The organism is Pantoea sp. USMM079 (genome assembly GCF_037153115.1).
Taxonomy (GTDB): Bacteria; Pseudomonadota; Gammaproteobacteria; order Enterobacterales; family Enterobacteriaceae; genus Pantoea; species Pantoea communis.
The window spans coordinates 872523-889256 of record NZ_JBBCKX010000001.1; the positions used below are offsets into that span (position 1 = coordinate 872523).

Consider the following 16734-nt stretch of genomic DNA (forward strand, 5'->3'; position numbering starts at 1 on the left):
ACGAGATGATCCGTGTGAGTCACCTTAACCTCAGCTTTGGCGAGGACGAGCAGCGCAACCAGGTGCTATATGACGTCAATTTGTCGGTGCGTGAAGGAGAAATTTTTGGTCTGGTCGGCGAGTCTGGATCGGGGAAAACCACGGTGCTGAAATGTCTTGCCGGGTTGTTTACCCATTGGGATGGAGATCTCACCATTGCAGGACGAAAACTGGAGCATCGCATTGATCGTGCCCTCTGCCGCGAGGTGCAGATGGTGTTCCAGGATCCTTATGGCTCGTTGCATCCACGCCATACCATTGGCGACATTCTGGAAGAGCCGCTGCATATTCACGGCATCGGACAACGTTCCGAACGCGTGATGACCATGCTGGAAAAAGTGGGCCTCAACCGCGCCTGGCAAACTCGCTATCCGCATCAACTGTCTGGCGGTCAGCGCCAGCGTGTGGCCATTGCACGTGCGTTGATCCTCGAACCGCGCGTGCTGTTACTGGATGAGCCAACCTCAGCGCTGGATGTGTCGGTACAGGCGGAGATCCTGAACCTGTTGAGTGATTTACAGCAGCAGGAGAATCTTACTTATTTAATGGTGACACACGATCTCGGTGTGGTGGCGCATCTGTGCCATCGGGTTGCCGTCATGCAGCACGGGAAAATGCTGGAGACGCTGGATGTCGATGCATTGGTGGGGAATCGGGCGCAGGTGGCTTATACACAGATGTTGGTGGAGTCGAGTCGGGCTTAAACGGTACGGGTTGCCATTAACGGGGATGGCGCTGAGGTGAGTTCTGGTCAGGTGCGCAAGGGTGCGCACCTGATTTGAGTAGCAAGATCCGCTTAACAGCAGCGCATTAAAGCAATTCACGCACGTATCGCACGATATCCTGATTCTGTCCGTGTTCGAACAGGCACTCCTGCAAACGCGCCCCGCTCACTGCGGTTTTTACCAACTCAGGGTCCAGCGCACGCAGCGAATCCAGGTAATTGTCTTTCAGCAGCGCGGCTTTGACTTCATTGAGAATGCCCGCATTGCGCACCTGCGGCTCTTTACGCTCAGGCGGGTAACCCAGACCTTTTTCGCCGGTAAAGGCCTTCTCAAAGATAAAGCGCAGATTCAGTTCAGCACCCCAGCCAAAACCTTTGGCGAACGGCAGCGAAAGCGCGTTGCCATTGTTGATCTGAGCAAACAGATAGGCATCAGCGGGATCGATACAATAGCCACACACCACGCCAGGATGCAGGTTGAGCGATACCAAGGCGCCCTGTCCGGTGCCACAACCGGCGACCACAAAGTCCACCGCTTGGCTGTTAAGCAGGACGCTGGCCATGATGCCGAGGTGAATATAAGTCAGATGGTGATCCTGCTCGTCGCTCATGCCGACGTTGAATACCTGATGGCCGAGCGGTTGCGCGACGTTTTGCAGTTCTTTCCATACGGTTGCGTTCTTAGCGGCCTGGCTATTTTCCATCATCAAAGCGATTTTCATGATCCATCCTCAAATTAAATTGAAACACTGTTTCATTTTAATCAAGGTGCGCTAAAATGCAGCCCTGAAATGTCCCTTTTGGTGTGAGTTACTTCACACATTAATGAAGTCACTGGTGAGGAGAACCCATGTTTATTTATAAAAGCGCAACCACTCAGGAAGACCTCGGTAACGGCGTGAAGAGGCGAGTCATGGCCCACGGGGGACGGATGATGGCAGTCGAAGTGACCTTTGAGAAGGATGCGGTTGGACCGTTGCATCATCATCCACATGAACAACTGACCTACGTGTTGTCGGGCCGTTTCGCTTTTACGATTGATGGGCTTACGCAGGAGGTCGGCGCTGGAGATACGTTGTATAAAGCGCCCAATGTTGTGCACGGCTGCGTTTGTCTGGAAGCGGGTACGCTGCTGGATACTTTTACACCGCAGCGTGAGGATTTTCTCGGGGCGCGGTAGATGGCAGAGACACATGCAGGTGCATCCCTGGATAGTGCATGCGTTCCTGCTGGATTGCCGCTTGTCTGTTAAACGACCAGCGTGAACGCAGTCTGGGGCCGCTTTGGGGCTGGCGGTCCTCGCGCCGCTAACACGGTGCCTTCACGTCATTCGTTTGCCTTAGCACGAAAAAAGCTGCCACTCCGAGAAGTGACAGCCTGGCTAAGCAGTAATCCTATCTGTCAGTCAATACGCTGTTTAGCGCGATCTGACATTCACTTACGCGCTAGCTAAATTTTTCCGCCCACCAGAGCCGCAATTTCAATCCCCAACTGCTGCTCCAGCCGGTGGTGGTGCTCACCACTTTGCCCTGCTGCAATACGATAAAGGTCGGTGTCACGCTGATGTCCCAGCGTTGACTCACTGCACCGTTCTCATCGTTCACCGCCGGACCGCGCAGACCTTTCTTCTCCAGCCAGGTCGCGACACGCAGGTCATCCCCCGATCGCAGCGCCACAGTCACCACCTGCGTACCGTTCTGGCTCAGTGCAGCCACCGTTGGCGTGGTAAGTTTGCACACCCCACACCAGGTGGCCCACACATACACCAGCACCGGCTTGTCCTGGCTTAATGTGGCCAGATTGACTTCGCCTTGCAGCGTCGTTAGCGGCTGTTGTGCCAGACCGGCTGGCAGCTGTGGCGCGCGCAGCCAATCCATGCCCCAAATTATCGCCGCGGCGATCAGCACCAGCACTGCTGCTTCACGCAGCCAGCGCTTGAGACGCATCATGGCTTCGCCTGCAACGCGCCCTTCACTGCCGCTTCCAGTTGCGCATAAGGCACCGCGCCGCTGATCAGCTCATTGCCCACCAGCGTAGCAGGTGTGCCCTGAACCCCTAACTGCTGCGCCAGCGTCAGATTCTCATTGATGGTGTCGAGGCTGGCTTTGCTGGGTTCTTTCAGCTTGATACCGGTTTTATCCAGCGCCGCGGCAATGCTCGCTTCATCGTGGTTGCCCTTTTTCGCCATCAACCGCTCGTGGAGTTTCAGGAAGTTTTTAGGTTGCTGTTCCCAAACCGTCAATGCCAGACGCGCGGATGTCAAAGAGGTTTCGGCACGATACGGCAGCGGTTTTAATACCACCGCCACCTGTGGATAGGTTTTCAGCAGCTTCTCAATATCCGCATCGAATTTCTTACAGAACACGCAGTTGTAGTCAGTGAAGTACACCAGCGTCAGCGCGGGTTTTTCAGCGCCGATGCGTGGTGAACCCGCATCGTTGAACAAGGCATCGTGGTTTTTCTTCACCATCTGCGCGACAACGCTCTGCTGCTGTTTCGCCGCTTCTTTATCAAATGCATCAGCCGCTTCAGCCAGAATCGCCGGATTCTGCACCAGCGTTTCACGAATCAGCTGTTTGATGCGTGCCTCTTGTTCAGGTGTAAAGGGTGCCGCCGCCAGCGCAGGCAGAGTCAGAAACATCAGGGACAGTAACAGGGATTTTTTCATCATTTTTTGGCCTCAGAGAGAGTAGAAATCACCGCTTCACGACTCAGCAACGGTGACAAAATGTGGCCATGCGGCAGTGCCGGGCCATAAATTTGGTTAAAAGGGATGGCGACACGGTCGCGTTTACGCAGGAATTCACCGATCGCCGGATCGGGCTGGGTCCAGTCACCGCGCAGCAGCACCACATCGTCGGCTTTCAGCGCGGCGTGCACGTCAGGTTGATTCAGCACGCGGGATTTATTCACCTTGCAGGTAATGCACCAGTCGGCGGTGACATCGACAAACACGCGTTTATCTTGCTCCAGCGCCTGATTGATTGCCGCTTCGGTCAGCGGCTGCCAGTAGAGCGTTTCCTCCTCTGGCTCAATGCGCGTCATCAGGAATACCGCCCCCACCAACGTCAGAGTGATAAATACCACACCGGCTTGTTGCAGCGCCCGACGCTGAATTAACCAGCCACAGAGCACCAGCAGCAATACGCCACCCAGTACCGTGGCAACGGTGCTACCCCAATGCGGGATCAACAGCGTGACCAGCCAGAAGGTGGCGAGCAGCATTAACAGACCAAGCAGAGTACGCAGATGAACCATCCAGCGCCCCGGACGCGGCAGACAGCGCGCCAAACCTGGCAATGCCGCCACCAACAGCCATGGCAAGCTCATACCGATACCGAGTGCCGCAAACAGCAACCACAGCTGCGGCAAGGGTGCGGTAAGCGCATAGGCCACTGCGGTTCCGAGAAACGGCGCGCTGCACGGCGTCGCCAATAACGTGGCAAAAGCCCCCTGACCAAAATGCCCCAGCAGCCCGCTACCGCCCTGTGTTGCCAGTCGGGTGTTAAGACCGGAAGGTAAACGGAAATGCAGCAAATCGAACAGACTGGCGGTGAACAGGAACATCACCAGTACCATCAATAGCAGGAAACCACTGCTCTGGAACTGGATGCCCCAGCCCAGCGCCTGCCCGCTTAGCCGCAGGCCGGTCATCAACGCCGCGAGCAGCAGGAACGAAAACAGGATCCCAGCGCTGGAGGCAAGAAACTGCTGCCTGGTCTGACGCCGCGATTGGCCTTGTTGCTGCACCAGACCGCTGAGTTTTATGGCCAGCACCGGCAGCACACATGGCATCAGGTTAAGGATCAATCCGCCCAACAGCGCCAGCAATATCACCGACCATAGGGTTTGTGATGTGCTGTCGGAGACAAGGGGCTGAGCGCCGATAATCACCGAACTTTGCTGGGCAATACCCGCGTCAACGACCACCAGCGACAAGGTTTTACCGCGCAAATCGGGTGCAGCTTCGCCCCACTCATCGGTGACCGCGACCCGAGCGCTGAGTATGTCGCCCTTCACCGTGATCTGCGGTGCAGCCAGCATGCTGCCTTGTGGATAGTCGAAGAACAGCTCAGGTTTAGTCCATCCACCCTGACGCTGAGCGCGTATTTGCAGTTCGCCATTGACGTTGCTGACGTCCAGTTGATCGGTCAAACCGCTTTCAGCGGGGATCTGCCCCATCGCCTGGGCGTAATCGCGGGCAAAATCGGGGTCAGCCTGCTGGTCGAGATCCAGCGTGAAAGGGAAATCGGTCAGAATGCAGACATCGCTACAGGTCGACAGCGTGAGCGTGCCGGCGAGGTGTTTATCTGACACCTTCGCCAACGTTATCGGCAGCGTGATATCGCCTTTATAGCCTTGGGTGGTGAGTCCGCTCACGTCAAAACGAGCAGGTGCTGGCCAATACCACGCGGCATTGACATCGGGGGTTTGCCAGCGAATTTCAGGGGCCACGCCGCCTTCCCCCGGCGACCGCCAGTAGGTTTTCCAACCCTTTTCCAGGCGGATATCCAGCAATATTTGCGCATCGGCGCCATTGTTTGCGCTGCGTAAGCGCACTTCTGCATGGCTGTTTTGTGCATTACGCAGCCAGCCTGTGTCGGCAGCGTGCACAATACTCGTGCAACTGACCAACAGGAGCAGCAGGCTCCTGATAAAGAGATTCATGAATTTTTCTCCGGTGAATAACAAGGTTTACGCGATGGACAGCGTGGTGTTATTCCCGGAAGACACAGAAGGTCAGATGCCGCCGCTGTATCGGCGGAAAGAGGGGTTCGCGACGATAGCCGCTAACCGCATTAGAAGTGCATAGCGTGGTAAACAGAGCCACGACCATCAATAAAAACGGCATGACGCTGTCGATAATCGGGGCAGCCGCGTGCAGTGATTTTCCGCTGATGGAACAGAGTTTTTCGCCACCGAACGTTTCATGATCGCTGAACGACGAGGCGCTGGTCTGCGCCTGAGGGGCACTGGGCAAATTAAAGCTACGCTGGGCAAGACAAAACGCCAGCACCAGACAAAGCAGTGCCAGAATCCATTTTGCGCGTTGTGCTGATTTGGTCATGCCATCGCCCCAGAGTAAAGTGCAGGCATTTTATGCACATGCAGCAGAAACACCAAGCTTTGCTGTGTAAACTTTTGTCTTGGTGTTTTGCGTGTCGATAGCGTAGCAGCGCAATACTTTCTGGCAGCTTGATTGCTGTCAGAAGGCGCGATAGATCTCGCCGCTACGGTTTTGTGCTTACCATTAAGGGTTAAACAATGTCATCCACCACACCGCCATCGACGCGCAATGCCGCGCCGGAGGTGGCCGAAGCTTGTTGCGAGCACACATACACCACCATATTCGCCACTTCCTCTACTGTGGCGGCGCGCTGGATCACCGAACTCGGACGCTGTGCCATCACGAACTCTTTTGCCAGCACCTCTAACGATTTTCCGGTGCGCTTAACCTCCTCTTCCATCATTGCGGCAAAGCCATCGGAGATCGTGGGGCCCGGCAGCACACTGTTTACCGTCACGCCGTTCCCTGCCGCGACTTTCGCCAGCCCACGCGCCAGTGAGAGTTGCGCGGTTTTGGTCACACCGTAATGCACCATATCCGCGGGGATATTGCGCGCCGATTCAGAAGAGATAAACACCACACGCCCCCAACCGCGTTTCACCATCTCCGGCAACAAAGCGCGAGACAGACGTACGCCCGACATCACATTGGTCTGCCAGTACGCTTCCCAGGTTTCATCATCGGTGGCGTAAAAGTCCTGCGGACCATAAATCCCCGCATTGTTGACCAGAATATCGATGGGCGGTAACCCGTTAAGCAACTGCTTCACGCCCTGCGCGCTACCCAGGTCGGCGATAAAAGTATGAATTTTGGCCCCCGCCACCAATCCATTCAGCTTCTCACGCGCGCGGCTTACCGAGGCTTCACTGCGACCGTTAAGCACCACTTCGGCCCCACTCTCAGCCAATCCCTGAGCGATGGCGAAGCCAATGCCGCCCGTTGAGGCAGTGACTAATGCGGTTTTACCGTGCAAATCAATTTTCATACAGGTCTTCTTGATGGATGCGCAATATCATGCAGAACATCCATCAAGCCTGGTTGAGCGTATGAAATATGCCTTATCAAATCATGCGGTTATTATCACGATCCGGGATGACCATAAGCATTTGCGGCCCGTTTTCTTCCCCGCCAAATCGTCCACAGCGCCACCATCAGCAATAATAAAAGTGCCGGGGCAAAACCGCATCGGGTTAACGGTTGTATTTGCTTGCACTTCCCTGCACACGATCCTTTTAACACGTTCCATACTGAGAACTTGATGCCTGAAGGAGTTATCGTGATGACGACTATTGCTATCGCCGCACCGGGCGCTATGGGCGCGGCCATCGGGGCTGTGCTTGCCCAGCACGGGGCGCAGGTGATTACCCCGCTAAGCCAACGCTCCGCCCAATCTCAACAGCGTGCACAACAAGCCAATATTGCCAACTGCAGCGCAGAGGCGATTTGCGATGCCGATATTATCCTTTCAATCCTGCCGCCCGAATCGGCACTCAGCTGGGCGCAGCAGATGGCCCCGCTTCTGCAAGCTGCCGCACATAAGCCGCTGTATGTAGATTGCAACGCCATCAGTCCGGAGACGCTAAAACAGGTGGCTCAGGTGATCGAAAGCACCGGCACACCCTTTGCCGATGCAGCGATTATTGGCTTGCCGCCGGGCGAGCAAAATCCCACCGGACCACGCTTATGGTTTGCAGGACCCCATGCCGGAAAACTGGCGCAGTTAAGTGATTATGGATTGCGGATACGGGTGATGAACGCTGAAAACGGCGCCGCCTCAGCATTGAAGATGGCGTACGCCGGTATCAACAAAGGCATTACCCTGCTGACGTCGGCGATGCTGATTAATGCCAGCCGCGTGGGAGCCGCCGAGGCATTGCGCGAAGAGATGCAGGAGAGCCAGCAGGCCCTGCTGAAACGAATGGAAAAAGCCGCCCCGGATATGCTGCCAAAAGCCTGGCGCTGGGCGGCGGAGATGGATGAGATTGCCACGCTCAATCAGGGCGAACTGGCCACCGATCAACTCTACCGGGCTTTAGGGGAAATCTGCCGCCAGCTGGCTGACGATCGCCAACACGATCAACAGTTCAGCGCCTTACTGGCGGACTTCTTTCAACCGGATGCAGACAAAGCGGGCTGAGCACTCACCGGCAGCCGCAGCTGACGCTGCAACCAGGCACACGCGGCCGCTTCATCCGGGTCGGCCGCATCAAGTTGCAGCACCGGTCCGAGCGCCATCGGCTGCGCCGTTTCCGCCAGCTTTCGCAGTTCCGGCAGGTATTCGGCACCTGGATGGCCTGGCATGCGATCGGTCAATCGTGACTGATAGCGCGCGACCGCTTCGTCCGGTGTGATGGAAAGCCACAGCTCCAGTACCCGGGTAATGCCCGCCTGCTGCAATCCTTGCTGCAGCACTTCTTTGGGCTGGAAACCAAACCAGGCGTCAATCAGGTAAACGCAGCAGTTGGGAGCCTGTCCGACCACCTTCCAGATCGCCTGATAGGCCGCGCACCCCAACTGCCGGTTACGCAGTCGGTCCACCGGCGCGAAACTGGCCATAAACGGTTCTTTCAGGCTGTCCAGCGTCAGCACTGGAAAACCAAACGGCTCCGCCATGGCGCGTGTCAGGGTGCTTTTCCCCGAGGCGGGAATGCCGTTGACCAGCACCACCACCTTTTCTGCAGTGTGAGAAGTCATAGGATTTCTATCACCTCCGCCACACTGCTGGCCTGGCGTAACCGCACCAGCGTCTCTTCATCTTCCAATAATGAGACAATTGCGCGAATGCCCTCTTCGATGTGCGCATTGCTGTCGCGCGCGCCGAACATGATCACGATATCGGCTTTGTCACTCCCTTCAAAAGAGATCGGCTCATCCAGCACAATCATGCTGAAGCAATCTTTCAGCACGCCGGTCTCTGGACGCGCATGCGGAATGGCTATCCCTTCCTCAAACACATAATAAGCGCCGTGCGTCAGGGTATTGGCTATCACCGCCTCCGGATAGGAATTCTTCACATATCCACCGCTAACCAACGGTTGTGCGGCCAGCGCGATCACTTCGCGCCAGTCCGTGGCGCTGATCCCCACCTGAATCGCATTCGCTTCTTGCAGCAGTCGCTTAATACTCATACTGCCTCCTTAAATTGATTTGCGAATGGTATTACGCAGTTCATCAATTTTAACGAACAGCGGATCAATTTCCTGACGAAAACGGCGGCTTTTCGCAAAGATATTTAATGCACGATTATATTCCAGCATTAATTGTTTTTGCGCATCGACCGCTTGCGGATTAACAGCGAGCTGTTGTTCCAGCTCGCTAATTTTTCCACTGATGGTTTCTGCCTGAAGATCTATTTCTTGTGAATCCTGGCTCTTATTTTCTGAGCCCTTTTTCAAGAATCCAAACATAGCGTCTCCTGCCCCGAATGGCGCCAGGGCACCTCAGGTTTATTACGTCATGAGTGAGTCGTACTTAACGGAACAGTGAAATCTTTTCTACCAGCACATTGGTAACGGCATCATTTGCGGGTACCAGGAAGTTACGCACGCTGTCATTCACTTTACCTTTTTCAAACGTCTGCTTGCAGTTTGCCACCCACTGCACATTCATTTCCGTGCCGACGTTCACTTTTTCGATACCGCTGCGCACGGCCAGGCGCATGTCTTCATCACTCACGCCCGTACCGCCGTGCAACACCAACGGGGTTTTAGTCGCTTCAGTAATATCGGCCAGACGCTGATGCTGAATATGCGCCTTACCGGTATACAACCCGTGTACTGTGCCGATGGAGATGGCCAGCATATCCACGCCGGTTTCGTCGACGAAGCGTTTGGCATCATCAACCGTGGTGAAGGAAGCATCGTTCATTTCCACTTCTTTACCGTCTTCCGAACCCCCGATGGCACCCAGCTCAGCTTCAACCGAAACCTGTAATGGGCGCGCCATATCAATCACGCGGCGGGTATTGGCAATATTCTCTTCAATCGGCAAATGCGAGCCGTCGTACATAATAGAGCTGAATCCGGCGTCCAGTGCCGTTTGAATCGCATCGAGATCTGAACAGTGATCCAAATGCAGGCACGTCGGTACATTACGGCTTTCAGATAATGAGCGAATCGCATCGACTAATAATTTGTGTCCGAGATATTTCGCCGTGCCGGTTGAGATCTGAATCATTAATGGACTGTTGGTTTTCTCTGCTGCTTTAAAAAAGGCCGGTAACATTTCCAGGCAGTGCAAATTAAAGGAACCTAGCGCTTTAAATTCACGTTGTTTAGCCACCTGTAACAGATCGGTAAAGTTATAAAGTTTCATGAAGCTTTTCCTCGTGGGATTTAGGGGATTTTCCGTTAACAAACCAGGCGATCAGAGTGATAAAGACAATAAAGAGTGCGACGAACAACCAGTTGCCCTGGAACGCATGACCCAATACCAGTCCGGTACTGATGACGTCAGAGTCACTGAAGGTCACACCGGTGAAGCCGTAGCTTTCGAGCATCGGTACCAGAATGGCCGGCAGGAAGGTGATAAACAGACCGTGTACAAAGCCGCCAATCATCGCTCCGCGGCGTCCACCCAGCGCGTTACCAAACACGCCAGCGGTGCCACCGGCAAAGAAGTTAGTGAGCAGCCCAGGCAGAATCATCGCCAGACCGAACATTGGGAATACCAGCATACCGACCACGGAACCCAGCGTTGTTGCCAGGAAGCCGACAATCACGGCATTCGGTGCGTAAGGGAACATTACCGGGCAATCGAGTGCCGGTTTGGCATCCGGCACCAGGCGCATAGCGATACCACGGAAGGCTGGCACCAGTTCGTTCAGCAGTAAACGCACACCGCTGTACAACACGAAGACACCCGCAACAAACTGAATCGACTGCATAAAGGCATACATCAAATAGTTCATGCCGTTGCTGTACTGGCCGATAAATTCTGGGCCTGCTGCCACTGCCGGGATCAGGTACATCGGTACCATCACCACTGCCATCGACAGATAGGTGTCTTGCAGGAACTTGAAGTTGTCTGGCAGCTTGAGATCTTCCGTTGAGCGCGAGCCTTTACCGACCACCTTCGCCACTGCCGCTGTCAACAAGTAGCCAATGGTGCAGAAGTGTCCGAGTGCCACATCATCGGAATCTGTGATTCGGCGCACCACCGGCTGAGCCAGCGCTGGCATCACGACCGCCATAATGCCGCCGAAGATGCCGCCCGTCAGGATCAGCGGTAAACCTGTCAGCCCGGCTTTGTAGCCAATCACCGCGCCGATGGTTGCCATCCACAGCAGCGCCTGGCCGGTGAGGAAGATGTATTTGAACGGCGTCAGACGCGCGATGATGATGTTGACGATAAAGATCACCAACAATGTCAGCGCCACTTCTGATCCCAACTCGCGGCTGGCTAATCCGGCAATGGCGGCCACATCGGTGATATAGCCCTTCATGCCAAAACCGTGGGTGAAGATGGTATTCAGGAAGGTCAGCGTACCGACAATAATGTTGATACCCGCCATCATAATTAAGAAGCCCAGCAGCGTTTTAAAGGTGCCTTCCACCACCTTACCTGCGGATTTTTTCTGCAGTAGCAGACCAATCAGGGCAATAAAGGCGATCAGAATCGATGCCTGCCCTAATAAGTCTTTTACCAGGAAGTTGATCACACTATTCATGGTTAGCAACCTTCAGATTACGTTCTTTCATAAACGCCACGATTTTTTCTTCAATTTCTGCCTTGTCGGTCAGCTTATTGAGAATAATCACCCGTTTGATTTGCTCGGGGCTGGCATCGGCATTCAGGACATCCGCAAAGGCTTTTTGGGTTAGAATCATGTCGGATTTAAAAGCATTGGCTTCTGAAATCGTGGTGTGATCAATATCCGCTTCAATTTCGAGTTTCTTTAATACGGATTTGGCACTCATTTCGATAGCGAAACTGGAGCCCAGACCACATCCACAGACACATAATATTTTCAGCATGGCGTTTTCCTCACAGAATATGCAGTTGTTTAGCGAGTTTGTAATGATGCCCTTCGGTATCAACCAGGCGTTTTTTCATGCTTATAAGATCAATCGGTATCGGTCGATTACTGCCATTAATAATCACCGCTTTGTTGCGCATCCCCGACTGAATACAGCGCGCAACTTCACTGGCCATAATGGTGCCTTGATAAATCTCTTCACAGGTCGGGTCACCACTACGCAAGCCGTAACCAATAATAGTTTTACGAATTCGTACCCCTATTAGCGGCTCAATCTGTTTAATTAAGGTATCAATCGCGCCCTGAAAGCCCGGCGAGTATTCGCGGGTGTAGCCTTCAGAACAGAGGATTACCACACTGTTTTGTGCAGCAAGCCGTTGCGTGATGCGCTCTGCCAACTCTTGTGTTGGGATTTGGCACTCCGGAATCAGCGCAAAATCAGCATTGGATTTGATCGCTGACTGCAGCGTCAATTCACCACAATAACCGCCGAGCAACTCCACCATGAATACGCGACCGGTTAATGCACGGCCGGTATTTCTTAACTTCGAGACTTCTTTTAAGACTTGCTCACAAGCGGTAGAGAAACCAATGGTGTAGTCACTGCCAAAAACATCATTATCAATGGTCATGCCTACACCAAAGCAATTCACGCCGAATTCACTTAATGTATGTAAAAACTGTAATGAGCCATCACCCCCGGCCATAATTAATACATCAATGCGCAGCGATTTGAGTTGTTTGGCGATCATCTCATATTCAGGGCGAATTAATTTGCGCGTGGTTCGTCCTGATTGCATCACGGGAATGGAAGTGATGGCATAGTCCACCAGATCGCGCTGTGACATTTCCTGATGGCGATTTTCTAATAAACCAGGAATGCCGCCATTAAATAACACCATATCCGCCTGCGTCATACGTGATATCTGAAACACAAAGTTATTTATTCCGGTAACATCGCCACCGCTTATCACTATGCCAATTCTCATTGTCATCACTCCGTATGCTGCGCGTCTGACATTCATTCTTCCGGTGAACGACTTTTCTATTTGCAACAGAGATCACATTTTTGCCATGAATTTCATTCCATCTGACGTTGACAAGGATTAATAGCCACTGTTTTTTGTGATATTTATCACATTGCAATTCTTACCCATTATTTAACAAAACCAATAAAATCATCCGGTTATATTTATTTCATGGTGTGAAACGCATTTAGCCTGCCATCACGTTTTCGCCTGAGTTTCTTTCGATCTGAATTGTGATTGCCCGCGCATTTTTATCGGTACGCCGACTTTTCCCCACGAAAGATAAAGGGATAATGATTCAGTGCGTTATTTGTTGATCAGTGCCGATGAATGATTGACGTCACGTTTATCTGGCTGTCCAATATCGCAGCAAATAAATGACGAAGAAGAGAAAACATGACCAACTCGCAGGAGATGTTGCGTCAGCTCGCTGGCATAGTGGGCGACAAACAGGTATTGACCCATGCTGATGATAAAGCCTGGTACACCAAAGGATTTCGTGTCGGTCGCGGTGAGGCACTGGCAGTTATATTGCCGCAAAACTTGCTACAACTTTGGCAAAGTCTACAGGTCTGCGTGGCACAGGACGCTATTATCCTGATGCAAGCCTCGAATACCGGTGTGACCGGTGGCTCAACGCCGGATGGCAATGATTATGACCGTGAAGTGGTGATCATCAGTACCCGCCAGCTCAAGGGCGTGCAGGTGATCGATCAGGCGCGTCAGGTCATCGCCTTCCCCGGCACCACCCTGACCGAACTAGAGCACACGCTGCAACCGCTGGGACGCGAACCGCACTCGGTGATTGGTTCCAGCTGCATTGGCGCTTCTGTCGTGGGCGGTATCTGCAAAAATTCGGGCGGTTCACTGATTCGCCGCGGCCCCGCCTTCACTGAGAAATCGCTGTTCACCCGTATTCATGACGACGGTCGCCTGGAGATGGTCAATCATCTGGGTATTGATTTGGGTGAAACGCCGGAAGCGATGATGAAGAATCTGGCTGAGCAACATTATCAAACCGGCGACCAGCCAGATTGGGACGGCAAAATCTGGGCCGATGATTACGCCGATCGCCTGCGTGATGTCAACGCTGACTCCCCTGCGCGTTTTAATGGTGACCTGCGTTATCTGCACGACAGTTCTGGCAGCGCGGGTAAAGTGGTGGTGTTTGCCGTGCGATTACCTACATTCGAAGCCAGCGCGGGTAGCGATACCTTCTACATTGGCACAAACGATGAACGCGAGTTGGTGGCACTGCGTCGTTTTCTCCTCACCGAGATGAGCGAACTGCCGCTGCAGGCAGAATACATTCATCGCAACGCCTTCGACTTAACCGTGCGGTACGCCAAGCATATGTATCTGGCGATCCGCAAACTCGGCCCGCAGGCTATTCCTAAAATGATGAGCAATAAAGCGAAGTGGGACGTGCGTGTCAGCCATCTGCCTTTCCTGCCGCGTAATTTTGTTGATCGGGCGCTGCAATGCTTTAACCAGCTCACGCCGAGCTTTATTGCCCCGCGCATCATGGCTTATCGCGATGAATATCAACATCATCTGATGATTAAAGTCGATGCCCAGCAGACCCCTGAATTGCAGACGTTATTGCAGCAGTTCTTTGCCGGGCACAGCGGCGGCTTTTTCCATTGTGATGCCCGGGAAGGCGCAGATGCCTTCCTGGTGCGCTTTGGTGTGGGCGGTTGCACCATCTCTTATTGTGATGCGCTGGGTTATAACCCGAATGAAAGGCTGGTGGCCTTCGACGTGGCGCTACGCCGCAATGATGAGGACTGGCGTTTAACCTTGCCGGATCACTTAGCAGCGCAGGTGCAGGTTGATTCCTGCTGCGGACACTTTTTCTGTTATGTGAATCATCAGGATTATGTGTTGAAGGAAGGGGTTGATGCGAAGGCGTTTAAGGAGGCGGTGAAAGTCTATCTGGCTGAGCGTGGTGCAAAGTATCCGGCTGAGCATAATGTGGGGCATCTCTATCAGGCATCGTGCGAGCATGTGGATCACTGGAAGCAGTTGGATCCGACTAATAGCTGCAACCCTGGCGTGGGTAAAACCAGTAAGAAGAAGTATTGGGGTTAAGGCTATAGGGTAAAAAGACTTTAGCTGTAGCGGCTTGAGTTATCACGCATCCTGATGATGTTTGGTGGACAGGATGCGTGATTTTGCGACGTTAATATGCAGTGCGGATTACTTCGCGTACGCTTCGGTAGACAGGGTCAGCGTCACATCATCGCTTACCGCTGGCACATATTTATCCAGTTTGAAATCCGAACGTTTGATCACGCCTGTAGCATCAAAACCAATCGCCTGCTTCTTCACCATCGGGTGCATGCCCTGTTGATTCAACGTCGCGTGCAGCGTGACCGGCTTAGTGATGCCTTTCAACGTCAGATTGCCTTCCACATCAAACTTATTGTCACCCTTCGCCACCACTTTGGTGCTGTGGAACACAGCTGAAGGATATTTAGCCGTATTGAAATATTCCGTACCGAGGAACTCTTTGGTCAGCGCGGGCACATGCGTATCAATCTGTGAAACCGGCAGCGTAACGTCGACGCGCGACTGCTCTGGATGATCCTTATCAAACACCAGCGTACCTTTGCTGTTGGGGATGTCAGCTGTTGGATGGGAAAAACCGAAGTGCGTCCAGGTCACAATAACCGAGGTATGCGCGGGGTCGAGGTCATAATGCATCGCCGCAGCCTGAGAAACAGGTGCATACAAAGCAGCGGCTGCCAACATTGGCAGGACTAAACGGGTAACGTTTTTCACTCAGAGTTCCTTTTAGATCGGGAGAATTTGTTGAGTGTCTCCAAATCGGGGGCTGAGGAATAGTGAAGAGATTTGCCCGTGACCTTCAAATATATTCAAAAATATCAGTAGGTAATGGTTTAGTGTGGTGAAAGTTTTTTAGACTGATAGTATTCATAGCCTGTTAACTATGACATCTGTCATAGCAGAAAAAACTGTGGGATTGCGCACACAACACCGCATTATTTGATTGGCGATTCATTCAAGTAGTGTTCAATTAAAAATAGCGGCTTGCCCCGTATTTTGCTATGTTCTCGTTTATATACCTACAATCTGTAATGGAATTATTGATAAGGAAATCAACTTGCACAACGACTACATCATTTCTCAAATCGAGTCAGACAGGTCTCTAGCTCTGCGCTTAGAGAACGCCGTCAAAGGTGTAAGTGAAAATCTTGCAAAACAAATGAGCCAGATTGGCTCTGGTGTGACCCGGCTCAGCTGGTATACGTCATGTTTAACTGATAACTATCTCGACGTGTGTTCTAAATTGAAGGACGAAGATGTTAGATTTTTACTCGGCCTACGGGAAATTTACAAAAGGCAGAGCATTGCAGTTGATATAATACAAATATATGTGGAGCATGAAATAAAAAACCTTAACTCTCATGGTAGAGATAAAATAATTAAAGAGTTAAGCGGGTATGGTAGTCGAATAGCATCCAACTTTGGCTTAAGCAATGGAATTTCCCTATCCATGGCATTAGCTGTAACTCGTGGATTAAATATTTCTGGATTTCATGTCGGAAAATGGACGGCTATACCTGTAATGGCGACAGGGCTTTATGGTGTTGTTCAGGATGCTGCAGAATCAGCTGGAAGATTGAAAATGTTAAATCCATTATTTCATCATGTTCTTTACACTAAAAAATTAGAAATGATGTACTTTATAGTGGAGCCGGTTCTTGGCCATGTCATCAAGGATTCATTTTTCGACGAAAATACAGTAATTAAAAATTTAAAACATTTGCTCACCATGTCAGGAAATATGTAATCTTATGAGAAATTTAAAAGGCTTACTAAAAGATTTCCTTTGGATGCAAGTATTTACTGTGATACCCATTATATTTCTGGT

At 52.3% G+C, this 16734-nt stretch carries 19 protein-coding genes; 5 read left to right on the forward strand and 14 right to left on the reverse strand.

The features are described 5' to 3' along the window. The first annotated feature begins 5 nt into the window (after positions 1-5). Positions 6-743: an ABC transporter ATP-binding protein gene (locus tag WFP70_RS04105; RefSeq protein WP_337022738.1), complete on the forward strand. Its 738-nt coding sequence runs from the start codon at positions 6-8 to the stop codon at positions 741-743. 106 nt (positions 744-849) lie between these two features. On the opposite strand, the gene WFP70_RS04110 is transcribed toward WFP70_RS04105, so the two are convergent. Then, on the reverse strand, positions 850-1485 hold the full coding sequence (locus WFP70_RS04110) for an RpiB/LacA/LacB family sugar-phosphate isomerase (RefSeq protein WP_337022685.1): 636 nt from the start codon (positions 1483-1485) through the stop codon (positions 850-852). Positions 1486-1613: 128 nt separating this feature from the next. Between WFP70_RS04110 and WFP70_RS04115 the strand changes: the two genes are divergently transcribed. Next, positions 1614-1943 carry a cupin domain-containing protein gene (locus tag WFP70_RS04115; RefSeq protein WP_034827258.1) on the forward strand — a complete coding sequence of 110 codons (330 nt, stop codon included), beginning with the start codon at positions 1614-1616 and terminating at the stop codon, positions 1941-1943. Positions 1944-2208: 265 nt separating this feature from the next. Here WFP70_RS04115 and WFP70_RS04120 read toward each other — a convergent pair whose 3' ends face one another. The 5 genes from WFP70_RS04120 to WFP70_RS04140 form a co-directional block, all read right to left on the reverse strand. Continuing rightward, complete coding sequence (locus tag WFP70_RS04120) at positions 2209-2712, reverse strand: protein disulfide oxidoreductase (RefSeq protein WP_337022686.1); 504 nt, start codon at positions 2710-2712, stop codon at positions 2209-2211. Continuing rightward, a complete protein-coding gene (locus WFP70_RS04125) occupies positions 2709-3431 on the reverse strand; it encodes a DsbA family protein (RefSeq protein WP_045814387.1) in 723 nt (240 codons plus the stop codon). Before WFP70_RS04125 ends, WFP70_RS04120 begins: the two co-directional genes overlap by 4 nt. Then, positions 3431-5431 (reverse strand): protein-disulfide reductase DsbD family protein, encoded by a 2001-nt coding sequence (locus WFP70_RS04130; protein ID WP_337022687.1) that lies wholly within the window; start codon positions 5429-5431, stop codon positions 3431-3433. The genes WFP70_RS04125 and WFP70_RS04130 overlap by 1 nt, the downstream gene beginning before the upstream one ends. Positions 5432-5480: 49 nt before the next feature. Continuing rightward, on the reverse strand, positions 5481-5831 hold the full coding sequence (locus WFP70_RS04135; protein WP_337022688.1) for a hypothetical protein: 351 nt from the start codon (positions 5829-5831) through the stop codon (positions 5481-5483). A gap of 190 nt (positions 5832-6021) precedes the next feature. Then, positions 6022-6816 (reverse strand): SDR family NAD(P)-dependent oxidoreductase, encoded by a 795-nt coding sequence (locus tag WFP70_RS04140; RefSeq protein ID WP_337022689.1) that lies wholly within the window; start codon positions 6814-6816, stop codon positions 6022-6024. A 294-nt stretch (positions 6817-7110) separates the two neighbouring features. On the opposite strand from WFP70_RS04140, the gene WFP70_RS04145 reads away from it, so the two are divergent. After that, positions 7111-7968 (forward strand): NAD(P)-dependent oxidoreductase, encoded by an 858-nt coding sequence (locus tag WFP70_RS04145; RefSeq protein WP_337022739.1) that lies wholly within the window; start codon positions 7111-7113, stop codon positions 7966-7968. Here WFP70_RS04145 and WFP70_RS04150 read toward each other — a convergent pair. From WFP70_RS04150 to WFP70_RS04180, 7 genes are all read right to left on the reverse strand, one after another. Next, positions 7941-8525 carry a glucokinase gene (locus WFP70_RS04150; protein ID WP_337022690.1) on the reverse strand — a complete coding sequence of 195 codons (585 nt, stop codon included), beginning with the start codon at positions 8523-8525 and terminating at the stop codon, positions 7941-7943. The two genes, WFP70_RS04145 and WFP70_RS04150, sit on opposite strands and share 28 nt — an antisense overlap. Beyond that, positions 8522-8959, reverse strand: coding sequence for a PTS sugar transporter subunit IIA (locus WFP70_RS04155; protein WP_337022691.1), 438 nt, complete (start codon positions 8957-8959; stop codon positions 8522-8524). The genes WFP70_RS04150 and WFP70_RS04155 overlap by 4 nt, the downstream gene beginning before the upstream one ends. A gap of 9 nt (positions 8960-8968) precedes the next feature. Continuing rightward, positions 8969-9238 (reverse strand): hypothetical protein, encoded by a 270-nt coding sequence (locus WFP70_RS04160; protein ID WP_097117196.1) that lies wholly within the window; start codon positions 9236-9238, stop codon positions 8969-8971. A gap of 64 nt (positions 9239-9302) precedes the next feature. Continuing rightward, the gene (locus WFP70_RS04165; RefSeq protein ID WP_034827288.1) at positions 9303-10145 is read right to left on the reverse strand and encodes a class II fructose-bisphosphate aldolase; all 843 of its coding nucleotides are present in this window, start codon (positions 10143-10145) and stop codon (positions 9303-9305) included. Next, the gene (locus WFP70_RS04170) at positions 10132-11499 is read right to left on the reverse strand and encodes a PTS sugar transporter subunit IIC (RefSeq protein WP_034827290.1); all 1368 of its coding nucleotides are present in this window, start codon (positions 11497-11499) and stop codon (positions 10132-10134) included. The genes WFP70_RS04165 and WFP70_RS04170 overlap by 14 nt, the downstream gene beginning before the upstream one ends. Continuing rightward, the gene (locus tag WFP70_RS04175) at positions 11492-11806 is read right to left on the reverse strand and encodes a PTS sugar transporter subunit IIB (RefSeq protein ID WP_034827292.1); all 315 of its coding nucleotides are present in this window, start codon (positions 11804-11806) and stop codon (positions 11492-11494) included. Before WFP70_RS04175 ends, WFP70_RS04170 begins: the two co-directional genes overlap by 8 nt. 10 nt (positions 11807-11816) lie before the next feature. Continuing rightward, positions 11817-12797: a 6-phosphofructokinase gene (locus WFP70_RS04180; RefSeq protein WP_034827295.1), complete on the reverse strand. Its 981-nt coding sequence runs from the start codon at positions 12795-12797 to the stop codon at positions 11817-11819. 435 nt (positions 12798-13232) lie between these two features. On the opposite strand from WFP70_RS04180, the gene dld reads away from it, so the two are divergent. Next, entirely contained in the window at positions 13233-14927 is a 1695-nt protein-coding gene (gene dld / locus WFP70_RS04185; RefSeq protein ID WP_337022692.1) for a D-lactate dehydrogenase, read from the forward strand. 108 nt (positions 14928-15035) lie between these two features. Here the strand turns inward: dld and WFP70_RS04190 are convergent, their stop codons facing one another. Further along, positions 15036-15590, reverse strand: coding sequence for a YceI family protein (locus WFP70_RS04190; RefSeq protein WP_202403396.1), 555 nt, complete (start codon positions 15588-15590; stop codon positions 15036-15038). A 373-nt stretch (positions 15591-15963) separates the two neighbouring features. Here WFP70_RS04190 and WFP70_RS04195 point away from each other — a divergent pair, with 373 nt between their 5' ends. Next, a complete protein-coding gene (locus WFP70_RS04195) occupies positions 15964-16653 on the forward strand; it encodes a hypothetical protein (protein WP_337022693.1) in 690 nt (229 codons plus the stop codon). Positions 16654-16734: the final 81 nt, after the last annotated feature.

What these genes read in the sequence shown, in the direction of transcription:
- WFP70_RS04115 (WP_034827258.1), top strand. Translation starts at nt 1,614, where the DNA reads ATGTTTATTTATAAAAGCGCAACCACTCAGGAAGACCTCGGTAACGGC.
- WFP70_RS04155 (WP_337022691.1), bottom strand. Translation starts at nt 8,959, where the DNA reads ATGAGTATTAAGCGACTGCTGCAAGAAGCGAATGCGATTCAGGTGGGG.
- WFP70_RS04170 (WP_034827290.1), bottom strand. Translation starts at nt 11,499, where the DNA reads ATGAATAGTGTGATCAACTTCCTGGTAAAAGACTTATTAGGGCAGGCA.
- WFP70_RS04125 (WP_045814387.1), bottom strand. Translation starts at nt 3,431, where the DNA reads ATGAAAAAATCCCTGTTACTGTCCCTGATGTTTCTGACTCTGCCTGCG.
- WFP70_RS04165 (WP_034827288.1), bottom strand. Translation starts at nt 10,145, where the DNA reads ATGAAACTTTATAACTTTACCGATCTGTTACAGGTGGCTAAACAACGT.
- WFP70_RS04145 (WP_337022739.1), top strand. Translation starts at nt 7,111, where the DNA reads ATGACGACTATTGCTATCGCCGCACCGGGCGCTATGGGCGCGGCCATC.
- WFP70_RS04130 (WP_337022687.1), bottom strand. Translation starts at nt 5,431, where the DNA reads ATGAATCTCTTTATCAGGAGCCTGCTGCTCCTGTTGGTCAGTTGCACG.
- WFP70_RS04150 (WP_337022690.1), bottom strand. Translation starts at nt 8,525, where the DNA reads ATGACTTCTCACACTGCAGAAAAGGTGGTGGTGCTGGTCAACGGCATT.
- WFP70_RS04180 (WP_034827295.1), bottom strand. Translation starts at nt 12,797, where the DNA reads ATGAGAATTGGCATAGTGATAAGCGGTGGCGATGTTACCGGAATAAAT.
- dld (WP_337022692.1), top strand. Translation starts at nt 13,233, where the DNA reads ATGACCAACTCGCAGGAGATGTTGCGTCAGCTCGCTGGCATAGTGGGC.
- WFP70_RS04160 (WP_097117196.1), bottom strand. Translation starts at nt 9,238, where the DNA reads ATGTTTGGATTCTTGAAAAAGGGCTCAGAAAATAAGAGCCAGGATTCA.
- WFP70_RS04120 (WP_337022686.1), bottom strand. Translation starts at nt 2,712, where the DNA reads ATGATGCGTCTCAAGCGCTGGCTGCGTGAAGCAGCAGTGCTGGTGCTG.
- WFP70_RS04110 (WP_337022685.1), bottom strand. Translation starts at nt 1,485, where the DNA reads ATGAAAATCGCTTTGATGATGGAAAATAGCCAGGCCGCTAAGAACGCA.
- WFP70_RS04190 (WP_202403396.1), bottom strand. Translation starts at nt 15,590, where the DNA reads ATGTTGGCAGCCGCTGCTTTGTATGCACCTGTTTCTCAGGCTGCGGCG.
- WFP70_RS04105 (WP_337022738.1), top strand. Translation starts at nt 6, where the DNA reads ATGATCCGTGTGAGTCACCTTAACCTCAGCTTTGGCGAGGACGAGCAG.
- WFP70_RS04140 (WP_337022689.1), bottom strand. Translation starts at nt 6,816, where the DNA reads ATGAAAATTGATTTGCACGGTAAAACCGCATTAGTCACTGCCTCAACG.
- WFP70_RS04175 (WP_034827292.1), bottom strand. Translation starts at nt 11,806, where the DNA reads ATGCTGAAAATATTATGTGTCTGTGGATGTGGTCTGGGCTCCAGTTTC.
- WFP70_RS04135 (WP_337022688.1), bottom strand. Translation starts at nt 5,831, where the DNA reads ATGACCAAATCAGCACAACGCGCAAAATGGATTCTGGCACTGCTTTGT.